A 17,017-nucleotide genomic window follows, 5' to 3' on the forward strand; every position below is an offset into this window, starting at 1 on the left:
CGGATCCGCGGCCCCTCGTTGGATCCGCGGTTTATATGACCCGGACGGGCGTGGGGCCGGCATGGTCGGTTCCCTCGTCGCGACCGCGTTCTGGGCGATGGTGCCAGCGTACGTGCCGAACAACGCCGCGGTGCTCGCCGGCGGCGGTCGCCCCATCGACGGCGGCCGCGAGTGGCGGGGCGCGCGGCTGCTCGGCGACGGGAAGACGTGGCGGGGCACCGCGGTCGGGACGGCCGTCGGCGTGCTCGTCGCGCTCGGACTCAACGCCGTCGTCGACCCCGCGAGCGCGGCGCTCGGCGTCGACCTCCCGACGTTCGAGCTCCCCGCGGCGGTCGCGCTCGCGTTCGGCGCGATGGCCGGCGACGTCGGCGCCTCCTTCCTCAAGCGGCGCTCCGGCCGCGAACGGGGGGCGTCGTTTCCCGGACTGGACCAGCTCGACTTCGTCGTCGGCGCGCTCGCGGCCGCCTTCCTCGTCGCGCCGGCCTGGGCGACGAGCGTCTTCACGCTTCCGGTTCTCGCGGTCGTCGTCGTGATGACGCCCGTCCTCCACGTGGCGACGAACGTCGCCGCCTACGGGCTCGGACTGAAGAACGAACCGTGGTGACGCCGCGACGGGGTCGCGCCGAGGGGGATCCGGCGGGGCCGAGACGTTCCCGCACGGAGGGCCCCGCCCGTCGCTACCGGACCGGCTCCCGCGAGAGGTCGACTATCACCTGATCGCCGACCGCGGCGACGGCGTCGCCGGGGATCCGGATCGTCTCGTCGTCGGGGTCGGCCGCGTCGGGTTCCGACCCCTCGCCGGCGTCCGTTCGGCGGTCGCGGTCGTGTCGGGGAGTATCTCGTCGGGGTCGACCCCGTCGGGACCGGGCGCGACGAGGAGCGTCTCGAAGTCGCCGGACCGCGGGTCGATGGTGAGGTTGTGGACGGTACCGAGCTTCCTGCCGTCTGCGCTGAGCACCGGCTTCTCGGGGAGGGCGCTCGCGAGGACCGTGGACATGCCATCGGTACGTGGGCGGGAGCGGGACAAAAAAGTACGGGATCGGCGGATCGTGGGAGGGCTCCGTGACCGATCGATCGGCTCCCGTCGGGCGAGCGGCCGGATCCGGAACCACGGAAAGATACTTATGCTACCGTGGCATAGGTTGTCACGCAATGTCTAGCGCACCCAGCACGAACGACGACGTGTTCGACGAGTTCCTGTCCGACCGGGGCCACGAGACGGAGATCGTACGCTGGGAGCGATCGTATAACAAGCTTCAGTGCCCCGAGTGTGGTGCGCTTCACCCGGAAGGAGCCGCCAGTTGCTCCGTCTGCGACTGGCGTCCGGCCTGACGCCGACGGCACCGATCGACCGGTTAGCGGTTTTCTTTCCGCCGCGTGCGGCGGCAGTATTATATGTAACGATCGGTTAGTGGCGAGCATGCCGACCTGCCAGAACTGCGGCTCGTTCGTCACGGCCGACTACGTCAGGGTGTTCACGCCGAACGACGTGGACCGACCCCGCGTCTGTCCGGGCTGTGAGGACCTGGTCCGTGACGGTGCCGACGTGCGAGAAGCGCGCGCGACCCGAAGCAACTGACGTCTCCCGCCGGCGGTCGACTCCTCCACCGATCCGCCGGATCCCCCGCCGTCCCGCCTCCGTCGTCGGCGACCGCGGCGACGACCCCGGCGGCCCGCTCCCTCCCCGACGGGGACGTAGGCGGCCCGAACGCCCCGTCACCGAGCCACGGCGTTTAAGGAGAGCCGCGATCAGTAGTCGGTAATGAACGACCCCACCGTAACGCGACTGTTCGGCGGCCCCGGCAGCGGGAAGACCACGGCCCTCCTCGATCGGGTGGAGGGGATCCTCGAGGACGAGGCGGCCGACGTCCGCGACGTGCTCGTCGTCTCCTACACCCGCGCGGCCGCCGCGGAGATCCGCGAGCGGCTGGCGGAGCGCCTCGACGTCTCCCCGCGAAGCCTCCAGGGGAACGTCTGTACGATGCACGCGAAGGCCTACGAGCTGCTCGACCTCTCGCGGGGGGACGTGGTCGGCGAGGACGACAAGGAGGAGTTCTGTGCGGAGTACGGCATCGAGTTCGAGGACCAACACGGCGGGGCCGGCCGCCGGACCGCCCGGTCGACGACGATCGGCAACAAGATCATCGCCACCTCCCAGTGGCTTCAACGCACCGAGCGCGACGTGGCCGACTGGTACGACGTCCCCTTCCAGTGGAACGTCGAGGAGGTCAGGCTCCCCCCCGAGGAGGACCCGAACGCCCAGCAGGGCAACAAGTACACGCCGACGTGGCCCTCCGACGACGACCGGATCGACATCCCGGAGACGATCCGCGCGTGGCGTGCCTACAAGGGCGAACACGGCCTCGTCGGCTTCGCGGACATGCTCGAGCGCGTCGCCCAGCGCTCGCTCGTGCCCAACGTCGAGTACCTGGTCATCGACGAGTTCCAGGACATCACGACGCTCCAGTACGGCGTCTTCGAGGAGTGGAAACCCCACATGGAGAAGGTGCTCATCGCCGGCGACGACGACCAGGTCGTCTACGCCTGGCAGGGGGCGGACCCCGACCTCCTCTTGGAGACCGACGTGGACGAGGACGTCATCCTCCCGAACTCCTACCGGCTTCCCTCGGAGATCCTCAACGTCGTCAACGCGGAGATCCGCCACATCGACAAGCGCCAGGAGAAGGACCTCCACCCCCGCAAGGAGGGCGGCACCGTCGAGGCGATCGAGTCGCCGTCGATGCTCGAGCTCGTCCGGAACGTCCGCTACACCGTCGAGGACGACGAGGGCAGCGTGATGTGTCTGTTCCGCGCGCGCTACCAGATGTTCGACTTCATCGACGAGTTCATCGACCACGGGATCCCCTTCACGATGCTGACGGACGGGCGGATGTGGACCGACCGCGTCCGGGACTACGTCTCCGCGATCGAGAAGCTCGACGACGACGAGCCGATCACCCTGCTCGAGGCCCGCCGGCTGGCGGACATGCTCCAGGAGTCGGCGTTCGGCACCCACGACCGCGAGGCGTTCTACGACTTCGTCGACGACCGCGAGGAGGCCGCCGACGCCGACGACATCTCGCTGGTCGAGGTGCCGACCGACGAGGTCCGCGACCGGATCCCGTTCCTGCCGGACGCGACGAGCGCCGACGACATGGTCCGGAAGGTGACGAGCTTCCAGCGGAAGTCGATGGGGGCGTACTTCGAGGGCGAGTACGCGGGGATGGACCCGACCCGCGTTCGCGTGGGCACCATCCACTCCGCGAAGGGCCGCGAGGCCGACCACGTCTTCGTCGCGACCGACCTGACGGAGAAGGTGGTCGAGCAGATGGCGGCCTCCATCGACGACCCCACCGACGTCGACGGGGTCGAGGAGTTCACCAAGACGACGAGCCCCGTGCCGGTGCTCACCGACAACGAGCGGCGGGTGTTCTACGTCGGGATGTCCCGCGCCCGCGAGCGGCTCGTGGTCATGGAGAGCCTCATCGGCGGCGCGCCGACGCTCCCGATCAGCGTGCTGTTGTTCAACGAGCTCCGCGAGGAGCCGCCACAGGAGCTCGTCGAGGAGGTCCAGGACGAGGTGGCGGTCCCCGAGCCCGAGCCGTGAGCGGCGGGGACGTCCCCGAGTTCCGCCCGCTCCGGACCGACCTCTCTCCCGTCGTCGAGGCGGTCGGGACGGCGGACGCGGCCGGGTTCGTCGCGGTCGGCGACGGCCGCGACGACGACCTGCGATACCTGGCTCGCGTTCGCGCGCCGGACCGGACGTGCGGCGTCGTCGTGACGCCCGGCTCCGCGTCGTCGCCGCCGCGAGCCGTCCTCCTCGCGCCGGGGGAGATCGCGGGCCGGGTCGAGCGGGCGTTCGTCGACGCCGCCCGGACCGGGACGGCGGGCGACGGACCGCCCCGATCCGGGGCGGCTCCCGAGGACCCCGACGCCTTCCACGACGGGGTCGTCCGCGGGGTTCGGACCGGGGACGACGGCGACCCCGTCGGCGTCCGCGCCGCGGCGGTCCTCGACGAGAGCGGGGCCGCCGACCGCAGCCGCGTCCTCGTCCCGCGCACCGTCCCCCATGACGCGGCCGTCTACCTCGAGCGGACGGGCTACGACCCCGCGTCGACCCCGGTCGTGGCCGACGCGCGGGCGGGCAAGACGCCGGCGGAACTGGACCGGATCCGGCGGGTACAGCGGGCCGCAGTCGCCGGAATGGCGCGCGCGGAGACGGTGCTCGCGCGGAGCGAGCCGATCGAGGGGTCGGCGGACCAGAGCGGTCCCGACGTCCCGGACGACGCGCGACCCGTCCTCCGCTGGGAGGGCGACCCGCTCACGACCGAACGGCTCCGGCGGGCGGTGAACGCGACGCTCGCCGAACGCGGCGTCGCCGGCGGGGGGACCACCGCCGTCGCCGCGGGGCGGGACGCCGCGGACCGTCACGACGGGACCGGGTCCGTCGCCGCTCCCGACGCCCTCGACCGCGACGCCCCGATCCGGGCGGGCGAGACGGTCGTCGTCGACCTCGCACCGCGCGGACCGGACGGGTACCACGGCGCGCTGACACGGACGTTCGTGGTCGACGGCGACGGCGGCTGGGAGCGCCGGGCGTACGTCGCGGTCGAGGCCGCCCGCGAGGCCGCGCTCGCGGAGGTGGAGCCGGGAGCCCCCGCGGCGACCGTCCACGGGGAGGCCGCCGCCGAACTGGCCGCGTACGGCTTCGACCCGAACGCGTCGCCGGGCAAGCCCGGATACCCCCACGACACCGGTCACGGCGTCGGGCTGTCCCGCCGGGAGCCGCCGGCGCTGCCCGGGGGAGCGGCCCTCCGTTCGGGGCACGTGCTCGCGGTCGAGCCCGGCGTGTACGACCCCGCGACCGGCGGCGTCCGCCTCGGCGACCTGGTCGTCGTGCGGGAGGACGGGTACGAGCTCCCCGCGACGTATCCGTTCGGGACGACGCCCGTCGACCGGGAGGAACCCGACGGCCGTCGGGCGGTCGATCGGTGACTACGACGGCCGTTTGAGCCACCGGGGCACCTTTTGAAACCCCGTTCGATCGTCGAACCACATGGCGACACAGCCCTCCACGGCCGACGAGGCCGCATCGGTTCGACGTATCGCGAGAAAACTGCTTCCGGCCGCGGCCGCGGTCCTCGTGGCCGCGGCGGCGGTCGTCGGGGTCGCGCTCGTCGGGAGCGCGTTCGCGGGGACCGCGGCCGCCGACGACGCCGCCAGTCTCGACGCGTCGATCGCGACCGTGGAGGAGGGCGGCACCGCCGCCCTCGACGTCGAGACCGACGGCGTCGAGGAGTTCTCGGTCACCATCGGCGACGAGTCGACGAGCGGGTACGAGCTCCACGCGACCGTGACGCCGGCGGACGACGGCACCACGTCGCTCGTCTTCGACCACGCCGAGACCGGCGGCGACGGGACGCCCCTCGCCGCCGAGGGCGACGCCACGGTGTCGATCGGCGGCGAGACCGACCTCGGCGAGCCGATCGCCGCCGGGAGCTACGACGTCGAGCTCGTCGCGGACGGCGGGGAGACGACCGACGTCGGGAGCCTGGTCGTCGAGCCCGCGTCGGCCGGGGACGGGGCCGGAGACGGCGGGGACGGCTCGGCCGGCGACGGCGAGGACGGCTCCGCCGAGGCGACCGTCACCGAGTCGGACGTCGAGGCGGCCGACGTGGTCGTCGAGCCGAGCGAGACGGACGTGACCGTGCCGGTCGACCTGGCGGACGGCGAGACCGTGACGGTGCGGCTCCGCTCCGCCGGCGACGCGAGCCCCGCCTACATCAAGACCGAGGAGACGACGGTCGAGGACGGGGAGGCGACCGTGCGGTTCGACCTCGGCGAGACGAGCCACGGCGACCGCGCGACGCTGACGGTCGCCGGGAACGACGCGCTCGACGGGGGGAACGAGCACGACGTCCTCGTCGTCGACGAGTCGATCGGCGTCGAGGACGGTGACGGGGACGGCGCGGAGGACGGATCCGGAAGCGCCGACGACGGAAGCGGGAGTGACGACGGAACCGACACCAGCGTCCCCGGCTTCGGGGTCGTCGCGGCCGCGCTCGCGCTGCTCGGCGGCGCACTCGTCGCGAGCCGACGAGGCGAGTAACGCGGAGCGACGGGACGGAGCGAGCGGGACGGAGCCGTAGAGGCCGTCACTTCTCGGCGGGATCGCCGTCCGAGCCGGCCTCCGCGTCGTCGCCGCGGAGCTGTCGCGGGAGGAGCCCGCGGAGGAGTCCCCGGAGGATCCGACCGGGGTCGAGGAAGTACTGCGGCAACACGACCATCGCGGCGGCGACGACGAGCAGTCCGGCGCCGAGGGCCGTCTCGCCGGCGAGGAGGCGAACGACCGCGTAGTTCGCGAGCGGCAGCGCGAACACGAGCGACGCCGCCAGCCCGATCATGTCGAACAGCCCGAGGCTCATGTGGCCCCCTATCGCCCCGGTCCGGATAAACGGCTCTGTTGGAGCGGCCGACCGGGCGCACGTTCCGCGGACCGGTCTCCCGCGGCGGCATCAAAAGTACCATACCGTCTCCCGACCCGGTGTACGGTATCGGGTGACCCCAGTGACGAAGAAACGCGAATACTGCGACGAGTACCAGGACAAGACCCTGTACATCCCCGGTCCGACGGAGGTCCGCGAGGACGTCATCGAGGCGATGGCCCAGCCGATGTTCGGCCACCGCATGGACCGGATGACGGATCTCTACACCACCATCGTCGAGGACACGAAGACGTTCCTCGGCACCGACAACGAGGTCGTGATCTTGACCGCCTCCGGCACCGAGTTCTGGGAGGCGTCGACGCTCAACCTCGTCGACGAGAACATCCTCGTGCCGACCTGCGGGAGCTTCAGCGAGCGCCACGCCAACGTCGCGGAGCGGCTCGGCAAGGACGTCGACCGCCTCGAGTACGAGTGGGGCGAGGCGGTCAAGCCGGAGGACGTCCGCGCGCACCTCGAGTCCTCGGAGACGGAGTACGACGTGGTCGCCACCGTCATGAACGAGTCCTCGACGGGCGTCCGGAACCCGATCGAGGAGATCGGCGACGTGATCGCGGAGTACCCGGACACCTACTTCGTCGTCGACGCGGTCTCCGCGCTCGGCGGCGACCACGTTGACATCGACGAACACGGCATCGACGTGATCTTCGCGTCGACCCAGAAGGCGTTCGCGATGCCGCCGGGGCTCGCGGTCTGCGTCGTCAGCGACGACGCCTACGAGCGCGAGGTCGAGAAGGGCACCTCCTCGTGGTACGGCGGCTTCCGCCGGACGATCGACTACTACGACCGCAAGGGCCAGACCCACTCGACGCCCGCGATTCCGGTCATGCTGGCGTACCACAGGCAGATGAAACACATGCTCGAGGAGGGCCACCGCGCCCGCGACGAGCGACACCGCGAGATGATGGAGTACGTCCACGAGTGGGCGGACGAGCACTTCGCGATGTTCCCCGAGGCTGGGTACGAGTCGCAGACGGTCGCCTGTATCGAGAACACGCGGGGGATCGACGTGGCCGGGACCATCGAGGCGGTGAGCGAGGAGTACGACATGGCCTTCTCGAACGGGTACGGCTCGCGGCTCGGCGAGAAGACGTTCCGGATCGGCCACATGGGCGAACACACCGTCGAGAGCGTGCGGGAACTCACCGACGCCATCGAGGACGTCGCGGGACTGTAGCGGCCGGCTTCCGATCAACGGGTCGAGGCGGGAGCGACCGACCCCGCGACAAGATACTTGAGTCGTCCCGCGGTTCCTCCCGCCATGGACCGCGATTCCCTCCGCGCGGCGCTCGACCGCTGGATCGACGCGGGCGTGATAAACGAGGAGACCGCGTCGCGGATCCGGGAGTTCGAGCGGGCGGACGAGGTCCCCGAGACCGACGACGACACCGCCGAGGCCGACGACGCAGGTGACGCGTCGGCCGACCGCGGGCGCGGCCTCCTCGAGGAGAACCGGGTCGTCGTCGCGCTGGCGCTAATGGGCGGCGTCCTCGTCGCCGTCGGCGTCGGGGCGTACCTCTACGAGCGCTGGGAGTCGATCCCGATCGTCGCGCGGGTCGCGATCCTCGTCGGCGTGCCCCTCGTCGCCGCCGCCGGCGGGACGCGACTCCGGGAGGACTCTCCCAGGACCGCCCACGGCTTGTGGCTGCTCGCGGCGCTTTTCACCGGCGTGACCCTCTTTCGGCTCGCCGAGTTGACGACCGTCGTCGACGTCGACGCCGCACGGGCGTGGCTGCTGGCGGCGTGGACCGCGGTCGCGGTCGCGATCGGGGCGGGACTCGACTCGCGGCCGATCGGGGGCGCGGGGGCGATCCTCGGCGCGGCGACCCTCGCGTCGGCGACCGACCCGGCGGAGTTCGTGCTCCTGTTCGGGGCGTACGGCGGCCTCCTCTACGTTGCCGGGCTCACGACCGACGAGAGCCCCGCGCTCCCGCGGTTCGCGGCGACGCTCCGCTGGATCGGCGGGGCGTTCGCGGCGGCCGCGCTCGTGCCGGTCGTCGCGGTCGGATCGCCGCCGGAGGGGCTCTCCGCCGGAACCGTCCTGCTCGTCGCGGCGAGCGTCGTCGCCGCCGCCGTCGCGGTGGGTCACGCCGGCGACGACAGGCTCGCGCGGTACGCGACCGCGCCCGCGGTCGCGGCCCCCGTCGCGGCCGCGGTCGCGTGGGGCATCCCCCGGCACGTCGGCGACTTCGCGGGGTCGCTGGTCGCGCTCGGCTGCCTGCTCGGCGTCGTGTTGGCGCTCGTCGTCGGCGCGGTGGGCCTCCGGGAAGCCGCCCCGGCGAACGTGGCGGCGCTCGGGTTCGTCCTCGGTGTGGTCGCCTTCGTCGCCGGCCCCGTGGGGGACGCGATCTCCGGGTCGCTGGCGCTCGTCGTCGCGGGGGCGGTTCTGCTCGCCGCGGGGCTCGGCGCGGAGCGCGGCCGGCGGGCGGTGCTCGCGCGGATCGGCTGAGAACCGTCCCGGCGACCGCTCACGCCAGCCCGGCGAGCGCGTCGATCCCGGTCTCCCACAGCGAGACGCCGACGAGGACGTTCGCGGCGAAATCGAGCGCGAAGAAGCCGAACAGCGCCGCGCCGGCGAAGTGCGCCTTTCGGAGGTCGAACCGGTGAGAGAAGCGGTGGAAGAAGTACGCGTTCGCGAGGCTCACGGGGACGATGGCGAGCATCTCGCCGGTCCAGATCGCGGTCGGGAACGCGCCGTACTGGGTGGCGAGCGAGATGGTGACGAACTGGGTCTTGTCGCCGAACTCGCCGAACGCCATCATCGCGAAGATCGGGAGGAAGCCGCCGAAGCGGTTCGGCACCCGCCAGCCGACGAGCGGGACCCGCACGTCGAGTTCGCCCCCGTCGCTCAGCCGGTCGGCGGTCGCCTCCGGGTTCGCGGCGTCGGGGGCCGGGGCGCTCCGGACGAGCAGGTACGCGAAGACGACGAACAGGATCGCCGTCAGCGCGTCCAGGTAGATCCCCGGTAGCGTCCGGGTGAGCGCCCGGCCGAACCGGATCTCGAGGACGGTCCAGCCGGCGAACGACGCCGCGGCCGCGCTCACGACGACGGCGGGACGGTACCGCGTCGAGAGGCCGGCGATCAGCAGTTGGACCTTTTCGCCGGGCAGGACCGCGAGCTGCGCGCCGGCGGCGATGAACAGGACGGTCAGCCACGTGGTCTCGGTCATTCGTGATCGCCGCCTCGACGCGTCGACCGAGACGGGCGCGTCGACGGTCGGGAGTCAGACTCGCTCGAAAGGGAGGGGTCGTACATACGGGAGATCGGTCACAGCCAGAGCAGCTGGGCGTGTCGGGTGCCGTCGAACTCCAGGACGGCCTCCTCGTCGACGAGCCCGGCGTCGACCGCGACCGCGACCGACTCCCGGCCGACGAGGTTGCCGACCTGTGCGCGGTGGAGCGCGGCGACGACCGCCTCGGCGTCGGCCTCGACGGCGTCGTCGCCGCCGTAGAACTCCTCGGTCACCGAGAGGCTGGCGCGACCGTTGTCGTAGCTCTCGCCGAGACAGTCGGCGTCACAGACCGAGACGAGCGTCCCCTCGGGCGTCTCCCGCTCGCGAAGCAGCATCTAGAAGCCCTCTGGACCCTCCCCGTGAAGCTCGCGTTCCGGCTCGCCCGCGCCGCGCTCCCCGCCGCGGCCGCCCCGGCCGTTCGGGGCGCGTCCGCCGCCTCGACCGCCCTGGCCGCCCATGCCGCCCTGGCCGGCCTGCTCCTCGACCATCCGCTCTTCGGCCTCCCGGCGGATCTCCTCGGCGCGGTCGGCGACCTCCTCGGCCTGCTCGTGTTCGCCCGCCTCCTCCAACGCGCGGGCCTTCTCCTCCAGGACTCCGGCGTCGCGGTAGCCGAGACGGATCGCGTTGTCGAAGCAGTTGACGGCGTCCTCGTGGAGGCCGCGCTCGACGAGGAGGAAGCCGCGGTTGTACCACGCCTGCGCGAACCGCGGGTCGACGTCCACGGCCCGCTCGGCGTGTTCGAGCGCCTGCTCGCCGCTCCCGGACTCCCAGAGCGCGTACGCGAGGTTCGTCTCGGCGCTCGCGGCGTGTTCGGAGTCGTCGTCGATGCGCAACGCCTCCTGGTACGCGCCGATCGCCTCGTCGTACTCCTCGAGTTCCGCGTGGGCCGCGCCCTTGTTCACCCACGCCTCCTGTGCCTCCAGCGAGTCCTCCTCCGCGAACCGGGCGGCACGCTCGAACGTCTCGGTCGCCTCCTCGAACCGGTTGATCCCCATGTAGGAGAGCCCCACGTCGATCAGCCGCTCGACGTCGACGGCGTCGCTCTCGACGTTCCGCCGGTCGAGCACGTCCGTGAGGGCCCGCGAGTCGACCGGGTCGACGGTGGTCGGGTCCGCGTCCAGCTCCTCGGGGTCGAGGGTGAACTCCTCGTAGTCGGCGTCGACGCCCTGACCCGCGGAGAACTCGTGGCGGTTCGCGTCGCGCTCGTCGGTCATATACCCGGATCTGTCGGCCACGGCGGGTAAGCGTTACGTCGACGGTCGACCGCGGAGCGTGACTCGCGGTACCACGGGACAGGGTTAAATTCGCGTTACGATCACCCGGAACCTTATGTGCCCCACTCGAGTGGACCTAACCGGTAATGTCTACCAACAAGCTCTCCACGGCCATCACCCCGCGACGACAGGTCGCGATCGTCGTGTTGGCCGCCGCGTTGCTCGGAGCGGTCGTCGCTCCGAACGTGTACGCGGCGACCAACGAGACGAGCGATACGGTGGCCGTCGTCGAAATCGAAGGCCCCGTCAACTCGGCCCTCGCGGACGACGTCGAAAGCGAACTCGCAGCGATCCGCGGCAACGACTCCGTCGGTGCCGTCGTCCTGAAGATCGACACGCCCGGTGGCGCGCCGGTCGCCTCCGAACGCATGTACAAGGCGGTCCAGCGCACGAGCCAGCGGATGCCGGTGATCGCGAGCGTTCAGGCGATGAGCGCCTCCGGCGGCTACTACGCGATGGCGCCCGCCGACGACATCTACGTGCTGCCGACCTCGCAGGTCGGCAGCATCGGCCTGAACGCGCCCGCCCCGCGGTCGACCCCGCCCGTCACCGGACCGAGCGGTCCCGACAAGGCCGGCGGCAACGAGATCCAGGGTTGGGCCGAACAGCAGACGCTCGCCGACACGTTCGTCGACGCGATGATGGCGGAGCGGGGCGAGGAGTTCCAGATGCCCCGCGAGCAGGTCGCACAGGCCGACGTCTACCTCGGCACGGAGGCCGTCCAGAACGGCTTCGCCGACGAGATCGGCTCGCTCAACGAGGCGATCCACGAGGCGGCGACCCGCGCCGAACTCGGCGACTACCGGGTCGACACGCGCGAGACCGGGTTCGATGCCGGCATCCCGTTCCTGCTCCGCACCGACTCGCAGGTCGTCGCGGTGTACGCGAACGACCCCGGCTACGCCGACGTCAAGCCGATGCCCTCCACGTACGTCCACCTCGAGGCGGTCCCGCACGTCGACACGGTCGAGCGGTTCGCGGGGAGCGACCTCGCCGTCGAGCGCGGAGCCGACGGAGCCGCGACCGCCGAAAGCCACGCCGCGAACGACACCGCGGCCTCCCTGAACGGGGGTGTCTCCGCGTGAGCCGCCTCGCCACCCTGGCGGTCGCGTTCCTCGTGACGTTCGCGACGATCGCCGGCGGGTCGGCGCTCGCCGGCTACGTCACCGCCGACGGCGCGGCCCCCGCACCGGAGATCGAGAACGATCACTACCAGTCGACGGACCTGATCGCGGACGACGATCCGGGCGAGGCGAACGTGACGATGGACAGCGACGCGGAGTCACAGACGATCGTCATCGATCCCGGCGTCCGGGCGGCCGGCGGCGGCATGGCGATCAGCCCGCTGTCGCTCATCGGGTTCGGAACCGGTGGCGTCGCCGACCGCGACATCCGGCCGCTGGCGAACGCCCTCATCGAGAACGGCCACGAGGTTCGGGTGTACACGCCGGAGGCGAACCAACGGCAGTTCCCGAGCCAGCCGGGCGCGTCCGGTCCCACCCCGCTCGGCGAGGACCTCGCCGAGGCGGACGCGTTCGTCACGTTCCGGACCGACTACGAGGAGGACGAGCTCGCGGACATCGAAACGTTCCTCGAGGCCGACGGCCGGATGGTCCTGGCGACCGAGCCCGACGCGGCGTTCGACCAGCCGGGCCCCGCGTCGCTCGACGCCACGCTCAACACCACCACCGAGCCGGGCTACGTGTACAACATGGTCGAGAACGACCTGAACTACCAGCGCGTGTACGCGACGCCGACCGGCGACTCCGATCTGACCGAGGGGGTCGACCGCGCGATGTTCCCGACGGTGACGCCCGTCGGGACGGCGGCCGAGGGCACCGACGAGTTCCGGCCGATCGACGGCAGCGAGCTGTCGACGACGCGGGCGGCGACCGACGCGCCGGTTCTCGTCCGCGACGGCGGCGTCGTGATGGTCGGCGACGCCGGCTTCCTCTCGCCGGAGAACGCCCAGCGCGCCGACAACGACGTCCTGATCGGGAACCTGGCGGAGTTCCTCGTGGAGAACGACCGGGACCCGGAGACGCAGCCCCCGCAGACGGAACCCGAGGGGCCGACCGGACCGACCCAGCCCACGCAGCCGCCGACTCAGCCCGAACAGCCGCCGACGAACGCGACGAACACGACGGCCTGACGAGGGGCGTCCCCGTTCGTCGTCGACCGACGCGGATCCGTCTTTTCGACCGACCGGCACCGACAGCGTCGGCTCGGCGGAACGCATGAGTGCCCGGCGACCGGACCCTCTCGTCCATGTCGCCGTCGTCATCGTCGTCGCCCGCCGTCCGGGCGTTCGTCGCCGTCGAGCTGCCCGACCGCCTCGCGGAGCCGCTCGCCGACCTCCAGTCGTCGCTCGCGGACGCGCCGGGGATCCGCCCCACGGACCCGCACCAGGCACACCTCACGCTGACGTTCCTCGGCGACGTCGCCGTCGACCGCCTCGAGGCGGTGCGCGCCGCCGGCGAGCGCGCCGTCGACCGCGCCGGCGTCGGGCCGTTCGACTGCACGGTCGAGGGGCTCGGCGTCTTCCCCTCGCTCGAGTACGTCTCCGTGGTCTGGGCCGGGATCGGGGAGGGCGGCGAGGAGCTGACTCGGCTCCACGAGGCGCTGGAGGCGGAGACGACCGCGCTCGGCTTCGAGCCGGCGGAGCACGCGTTCACGCCGCACGTCACCCTCGCCCGGATGGACGACGGGCGCGGGAAGGAGCTCGTGCGGGAGGTCGTCCGCGAGCGCGACCCCGAACTCGGAAGCTTCGAGGTCGGATCGGCGTCCCTGATCGAGTCGACGCTCACGGAGGACGGGCCGGTCTACGAGCCGATCGCGACGTTCGACCTCCGGGAGTGACGCCGGGAGTCAGGGCGACTCCGCCGCGGGGTCGCCATCGTCGGGGGCCGAAACCGGGTGTTCGACGCGGACCCGCGTCACCCGCGTCGGGGTCGCCTCGGTGACGACGAGGGTGACGTCGCCGACCGCGACGCGGTCGCCCTCCTCGGGGAGCCGGCCCACGCGCTCCGTGATCAGCCCGGCGACCGTCTCGAACCCGCCGTCCGTGGGCAGCGAGACTCCGAGCGCGTCGTTGAGGTACGCGACGGTGGTCCAGCCGCGCGCGACCGCGACGCCCGGCTCGAGGACGTCGACGTGGTCGGTCTCGCCGCGCCCGACCAGCTCGCCGACCACCTCCTCGAGGACGTCCTCGAGGGTCGCGAGCCCGACGACCGCGCCGAACTCGTCGACGACCACGACCAGGCGCGCGCCGCTCTCGCGCATCTCCGCGAACAGCTCGTCGACCGGCTTCGTCTCGGGGACGAACGTCGGCTCCGCGAGCACGCTCGCGAGCCCCTCGCCCGCCTCGTCGGCGCGGATCGCGTCGCGGACGTCGACGACCCCCACCACGTCGTCGCGGTTCTCGCCGTAGACGGGCAGCCGCGTGACGTGTGCCGCCGTGGCGGCGGAGACGACCTCGCGGGGCGTCGCCGTGTCCGGGACCGCCACCATGTCGGTTCGGGGAATCATCACGCCCGTGACGCGGGTCGCGCCCAGGTCGAGGACGCCGCGGATCATCGCGCCCTCGTCGGGGTCGAGTGCGCCGGTCTCCTCGCCCGAGAGCACGAGCGTCTGGATCTCCTCGCGGCTCAGGTACGACTCGATGGCCGTGTCGCCGCCGACGACGCGGGTGACGACCCCGCTCGCGGCCTCGAAGACGTAGAGGACGGGTCGGAGGAGCCGCTGGAGGGCGACGACCGGGCGAGCGACCCGGAGCGCGTGTCGCTCCGCGTTCGCGACCGCGTACGACTTCGGCGCGATCTCGCCGAAGACGATGACGAAAAACGAGGTGAAGACGGTGGAGCCGGTCGCGGCCTGCCCGGCCGGGAGGTACTGGACGAGCACGGCCGTCGCGACGGAGGCGGCCGCGATGTTCGCGACGTTGTTGCTCACGAGCGCGGTGACGAGGAAGCGGTGCGGGTTCTCCCGGAGCGACGAGAGCGCCGCGCTGCCGGCGGTTCCGTCGGCGACGAGCGCGTCGACCCGGTGTTTCGCGACCGAGAACACGGCGAGTTCCGAACTCGAGAAGAAGGCGCTGATCCCGGTCAGTGCGAGGATCGCGGCGGCCCCGAGAAACGAGAGCGTGAGGTCCATACCCCCACATGCGTGTCGACCCGAAAGGGTGTATCGGCGACCGACGGCCGGGACCGCGACGGGCCGCTGCCGCCCCGACGACGCGGCCGGCGGGTCACCGTGGTGGGCACGGATGGGCCGTTTCCATCCGAAACGGAGGGGTAGTCTGTCCACGATCACGGATCGGAAGTGGCACCGAGGGGCGGGATCGGGAGGGGCAAAACGGCGCGATGAAGAAAGGGTTAACACCGCGCCGAGGGTCGGTACGGACATGAAGGTACTCGTCACGGATCCGATCGCCGATCCGGGGCTCGAACGGCTCCGGGAGGCCGGCCACGAGGTGGAGACGGACTACGACGTCGAGGGCGAGGCGCTGTTGGACGCCGTACGCGACGCCAACGCGCTCGTCGTTCGCTCCGGCACCGACGTCTCCCGCGAGGTGTTCGAGGCCGCGGAGGACCTCGTCATCGTCGGCCGCGCCGGCATCGGCGTCGACAACATCGACATCGACGCCGCGACCGACCACGGCGTCGTCGTCGCCAACGCCCCGGAGGGGAACGTCCGGGCCGCCGCCGAGCACACGGTCGCGATGACGTTCGCGGCCGCGCGGTCGATCCCCCAGGCGCACGGCCGGCTGAAGGACGGCGAGTGGGCGAAAGGCGAGTTCCTCGGCACGGAGCTCAACAACAAGACGCTCGGCATCGTCGGGCTCGGCCGCGTCGGCCAGGAGGTCGCGAAGCGGCTCGACTCGCTGGGGATGGATCTCGTCGTCTACGACCCGTACATCTCCGAGGAGCGCGCGGCGCAGTTCGGCGCGGACCTCGTCGACGACCTCCACGAGACGCTCGCGCGCGCCGACGTGGCGACGGTCCACACGCCGCTGCTCCCCGAGACCGAGGGGATGATCGGCGAGGACGAGCTCGCCCAGCTGGAGGGCGGCTACCTGATCAACTGCGCCCGCGGCGGCATCGTCGACGAGGACGCGCTCGCCGCGGCGGTCGAGGACGGCGTCGTCGCGGGGGCCGCGCTCGACTCCTTCGCCGAGGAGCCGCTGCCCGCCGACTCCCCGCTCCTCGACGTCGAGGACGTCGTCGTCACGCCGCACCTCGGCGCGTCGACGGAGGCCGCCCAGGAGAACGTCGCCGTCGACACCGCCGAGGCCGTGATCGCGGCGTTCGACGGCGAGCCGGTGCTCACGGCGCTCAACGCGCCCTCGGTCGACGAGACGGCGTTCCCGCGGATCGAGCCGTACATCGCCGTCGCGGAGACCGCCGGCAAGGTCGCCGCCCAGCTGCTCGACGGCCGGATCACGGGCGTCGAGGTGACCTACGAGGGCGACATCGCCGCCGAGGACGTCGAGCTCGTCACGGCGTCGGCGCTGAAGGGCGTCTTCGAGCCGCTCGAGTGGCAGGTGAACGCGGTCAACGCGCCGCGGCTCGCCGAGGAGCGCGGGATCGAGGTGACCGAGTCGAAGACCCGCCAGACCGAGGACTTCCAGAGCATCGTGCGGGTCGCCGTCCACAACGGCGACGACGAGCTCGCCGTGGAGGGGACGCTGTTCGCGGGCGAGGACCCGCGGATCGTCCGCATCGACGGCTTCCGCGTCGACGCCGTCCCGTACGGCCACATGCTCGTCGCGCGCAACACCGACGAGCCGGGCGTCATCGGCCTCATCGGGACCGTCCTCGGCGACCACGACGTCAACATCGCGGGGATGTTCAACGGCCGCGAGACGCAGGGCGGGCAGGCGCTGACCGTGTACAACCTCGATCAGCCGGTCCCCGAGGCGGCGAGGGAGACCCTCCTCGGCGACGACCGGGTCGTCGAGGTGACCGAGATCACCCTCGACGGCGCGGACGAGCGGAAGGCGGAGTAG

At 71.9% G+C, this 17,017-nt stretch carries 18 protein-coding genes; 12 read left to right on the top strand and 6 right to left on the bottom strand.

Annotation, left to right across the window (positions count from 1 at the left end):
• Positions 1 to 61: 61 nt before the first annotated feature.
• On the top strand, positions 62 to 604 hold the full coding sequence (locus DJ70_RS11245; protein WP_094533043.1) for a CDP-2,3-bis-(O-geranylgeranyl)-sn-glycerol synthase: 543 nt from the start codon (positions 62 to 64) through the stop codon (positions 602 to 604).
• Between the two features lie 105 nt (positions 605 to 709).
• Here the strand turns inward: DJ70_RS11245 and DJ70_RS11250 are convergent, their stop codons facing one another.
• The gene (locus DJ70_RS11250) at positions 710 to 997 is read right to left on the bottom strand and encodes a PRC-barrel domain-containing protein (RefSeq protein WP_179234042.1); all 288 of its coding nucleotides are present in this window, start codon (positions 995 to 997) and stop codon (positions 710 to 712) included.
• A 155-nt stretch (positions 998 to 1,152) separates the two neighbouring features.
• Here DJ70_RS11250 and DJ70_RS17795 point away from each other — a divergent pair, with 155 nt between their 5' ends.
• The 5 genes from DJ70_RS17795 to DJ70_RS11270 all read left to right on the top strand — a co-directional run bounded on the left by DJ70_RS17795 (position 1,153) and on the right by DJ70_RS11270 (position 6,109).
• Positions 1,153 to 1,332 carry an HVO_0416 family zinc finger protein gene (locus tag DJ70_RS17795; protein ID WP_094533045.1) on the top strand — a complete coding sequence of 60 codons (180 nt, stop codon included), beginning with the start codon at positions 1,153 to 1,155 and terminating at the stop codon, positions 1,330 to 1,332.
• A gap of 88 nt (positions 1,333 to 1,420) precedes the next feature.
• Positions 1,421 to 1,579, top strand: coding sequence for a DUF7563 family protein (locus DJ70_RS17435; protein ID WP_179234043.1), 159 nt, complete (start codon positions 1,421 to 1,423; stop codon positions 1,577 to 1,579).
• Between the two features lie 183 nt (positions 1,580 to 1,762).
• The gene (locus DJ70_RS11260; protein WP_094533047.1) at positions 1,763 to 3,607 is read left to right on the top strand and encodes a UvrD-helicase domain-containing protein; all 1,845 of its coding nucleotides are present in this window, start codon (positions 1,763 to 1,765) and stop codon (positions 3,605 to 3,607) included.
• The gene (locus tag DJ70_RS11265) at positions 3,604 to 4,995 is read left to right on the top strand and encodes a M24 family metallopeptidase (protein WP_094533049.1); all 1,392 of its coding nucleotides are present in this window, start codon (positions 3,604 to 3,606) and stop codon (positions 4,993 to 4,995) included. Before DJ70_RS11260 ends, DJ70_RS11265 begins: the two co-directional genes overlap by 4 nt.
• Positions 4,996 to 5,056: 61 nt before the next feature.
• Positions 5,057 to 6,109, top strand: a complete 1,053-nt coding sequence (locus DJ70_RS11270; protein WP_094533051.1) for a BGTF surface domain-containing protein — start codon at positions 5,057 to 5,059, stop codon at positions 6,107 to 6,109.
• Between the two features lie 46 nt (positions 6,110 to 6,155).
• Here DJ70_RS11270 and DJ70_RS11275 read toward each other — a convergent pair whose 3' ends face one another.
• Entirely contained in the window at positions 6,156 to 6,425 is a 270-nt protein-coding gene (locus DJ70_RS11275) for a DUF7533 family protein (protein WP_094533053.1), read from the bottom strand.
• Positions 6,426 to 6,567: 142 nt separating this feature from the next.
• On the opposite strand from DJ70_RS11275, the gene DJ70_RS11280 reads away from it, so the two are divergent.
• Positions 6,568 to 7,680: a pyridoxal-phosphate-dependent aminotransferase family protein gene (locus DJ70_RS11280; RefSeq protein ID WP_094533055.1), complete on the top strand. Its 1,113-nt coding sequence runs from the start codon at positions 6,568 to 6,570 to the stop codon at positions 7,678 to 7,680.
• Positions 7,681 to 7,764: 84 nt separating this feature from the next.
• Positions 7,765 to 8,952 carry a DUF2157 domain-containing protein gene (locus tag DJ70_RS11285; protein WP_094533057.1) on the top strand — a complete coding sequence of 396 codons (1,188 nt, stop codon included), beginning with the start codon at positions 7,765 to 7,767 and terminating at the stop codon, positions 8,950 to 8,952.
• A gap of 19 nt (positions 8,953 to 8,971) precedes the next feature.
• Here the strand turns inward: DJ70_RS11285 and DJ70_RS11290 are convergent, their stop codons facing one another.
• From DJ70_RS11290 to DJ70_RS11300, 3 genes are all read right to left on the bottom strand, one after another.
• Positions 8,972 to 9,673 carry a TMEM165/GDT1 family protein gene (locus tag DJ70_RS11290; RefSeq protein WP_094533059.1) on the bottom strand — a complete coding sequence of 234 codons (702 nt, stop codon included), beginning with the start codon at positions 9,671 to 9,673 and terminating at the stop codon, positions 8,972 to 8,974.
• A 98-nt stretch (positions 9,674 to 9,771) separates the two neighbouring features.
• Positions 9,772 to 10,071, bottom strand: a complete 300-nt coding sequence (locus tag DJ70_RS11295) for a DUF424 domain-containing protein (protein ID WP_094533061.1) — start codon at positions 10,069 to 10,071, stop codon at positions 9,772 to 9,774.
• Entirely contained in the window at positions 10,072 to 10,950 is an 879-nt protein-coding gene (locus DJ70_RS11300; protein WP_094533063.1) for a tetratricopeptide repeat protein, read from the bottom strand.
• 146 nt (positions 10,951 to 11,096) lie between these two features.
• On the opposite strand from DJ70_RS11300, the gene DJ70_RS11305 reads away from it, so the two are divergent.
• The 3 genes from DJ70_RS11305 (at position 11,097) to thpR (ending at position 13,869) form a co-directional block, all read left to right on the top strand.
• The gene (locus DJ70_RS11305; RefSeq protein ID WP_094533065.1) at positions 11,097 to 12,095 is read left to right on the top strand and encodes a S49 family peptidase; all 999 of its coding nucleotides are present in this window, start codon (positions 11,097 to 11,099) and stop codon (positions 12,093 to 12,095) included.
• Positions 12,092 to 13,162 (top strand): hypothetical protein, encoded by a 1,071-nt coding sequence (locus DJ70_RS11310; RefSeq protein ID WP_094533067.1) that lies wholly within the window; start codon positions 12,092 to 12,094, stop codon positions 13,160 to 13,162. The genes DJ70_RS11305 and DJ70_RS11310 overlap by 4 nt, the downstream gene beginning before the upstream one ends.
• A gap of 116 nt (positions 13,163 to 13,278) precedes the next feature.
• Positions 13,279 to 13,869, top strand: a complete 591-nt coding sequence (gene thpR / locus DJ70_RS11315) for an RNA 2',3'-cyclic phosphodiesterase (RefSeq protein WP_094533069.1) — start codon at positions 13,279 to 13,281, stop codon at positions 13,867 to 13,869.
• A gap of 9 nt (positions 13,870 to 13,878) precedes the next feature.
• Here the strand turns inward: thpR and DJ70_RS11320 are convergent, their stop codons facing one another.
• Positions 13,879 to 15,162, bottom strand: a complete 1,284-nt coding sequence (locus DJ70_RS11320; RefSeq protein WP_094533071.1) for a hemolysin family protein — start codon at positions 15,160 to 15,162, stop codon at positions 13,879 to 13,881.
• Between the two features lie 250 nt (positions 15,163 to 15,412).
• On the opposite strand from DJ70_RS11320, the gene serA reads away from it, so the two are divergent.
• Complete coding sequence (gene serA, locus DJ70_RS11325) at positions 15,413 to 17,017, top strand: phosphoglycerate dehydrogenase (protein ID WP_094533073.1); 1,605 nt, start codon at positions 15,413 to 15,415, stop codon at positions 17,015 to 17,017.

The sequence above is a fragment of the Halorubrum halodurans genome (assembly GCF_002252985.1).
GTDB lineage: Archaea > Halobacteriota > Halobacteria > Halobacteriales > Haloferacaceae > Halorubrum > Halorubrum halodurans.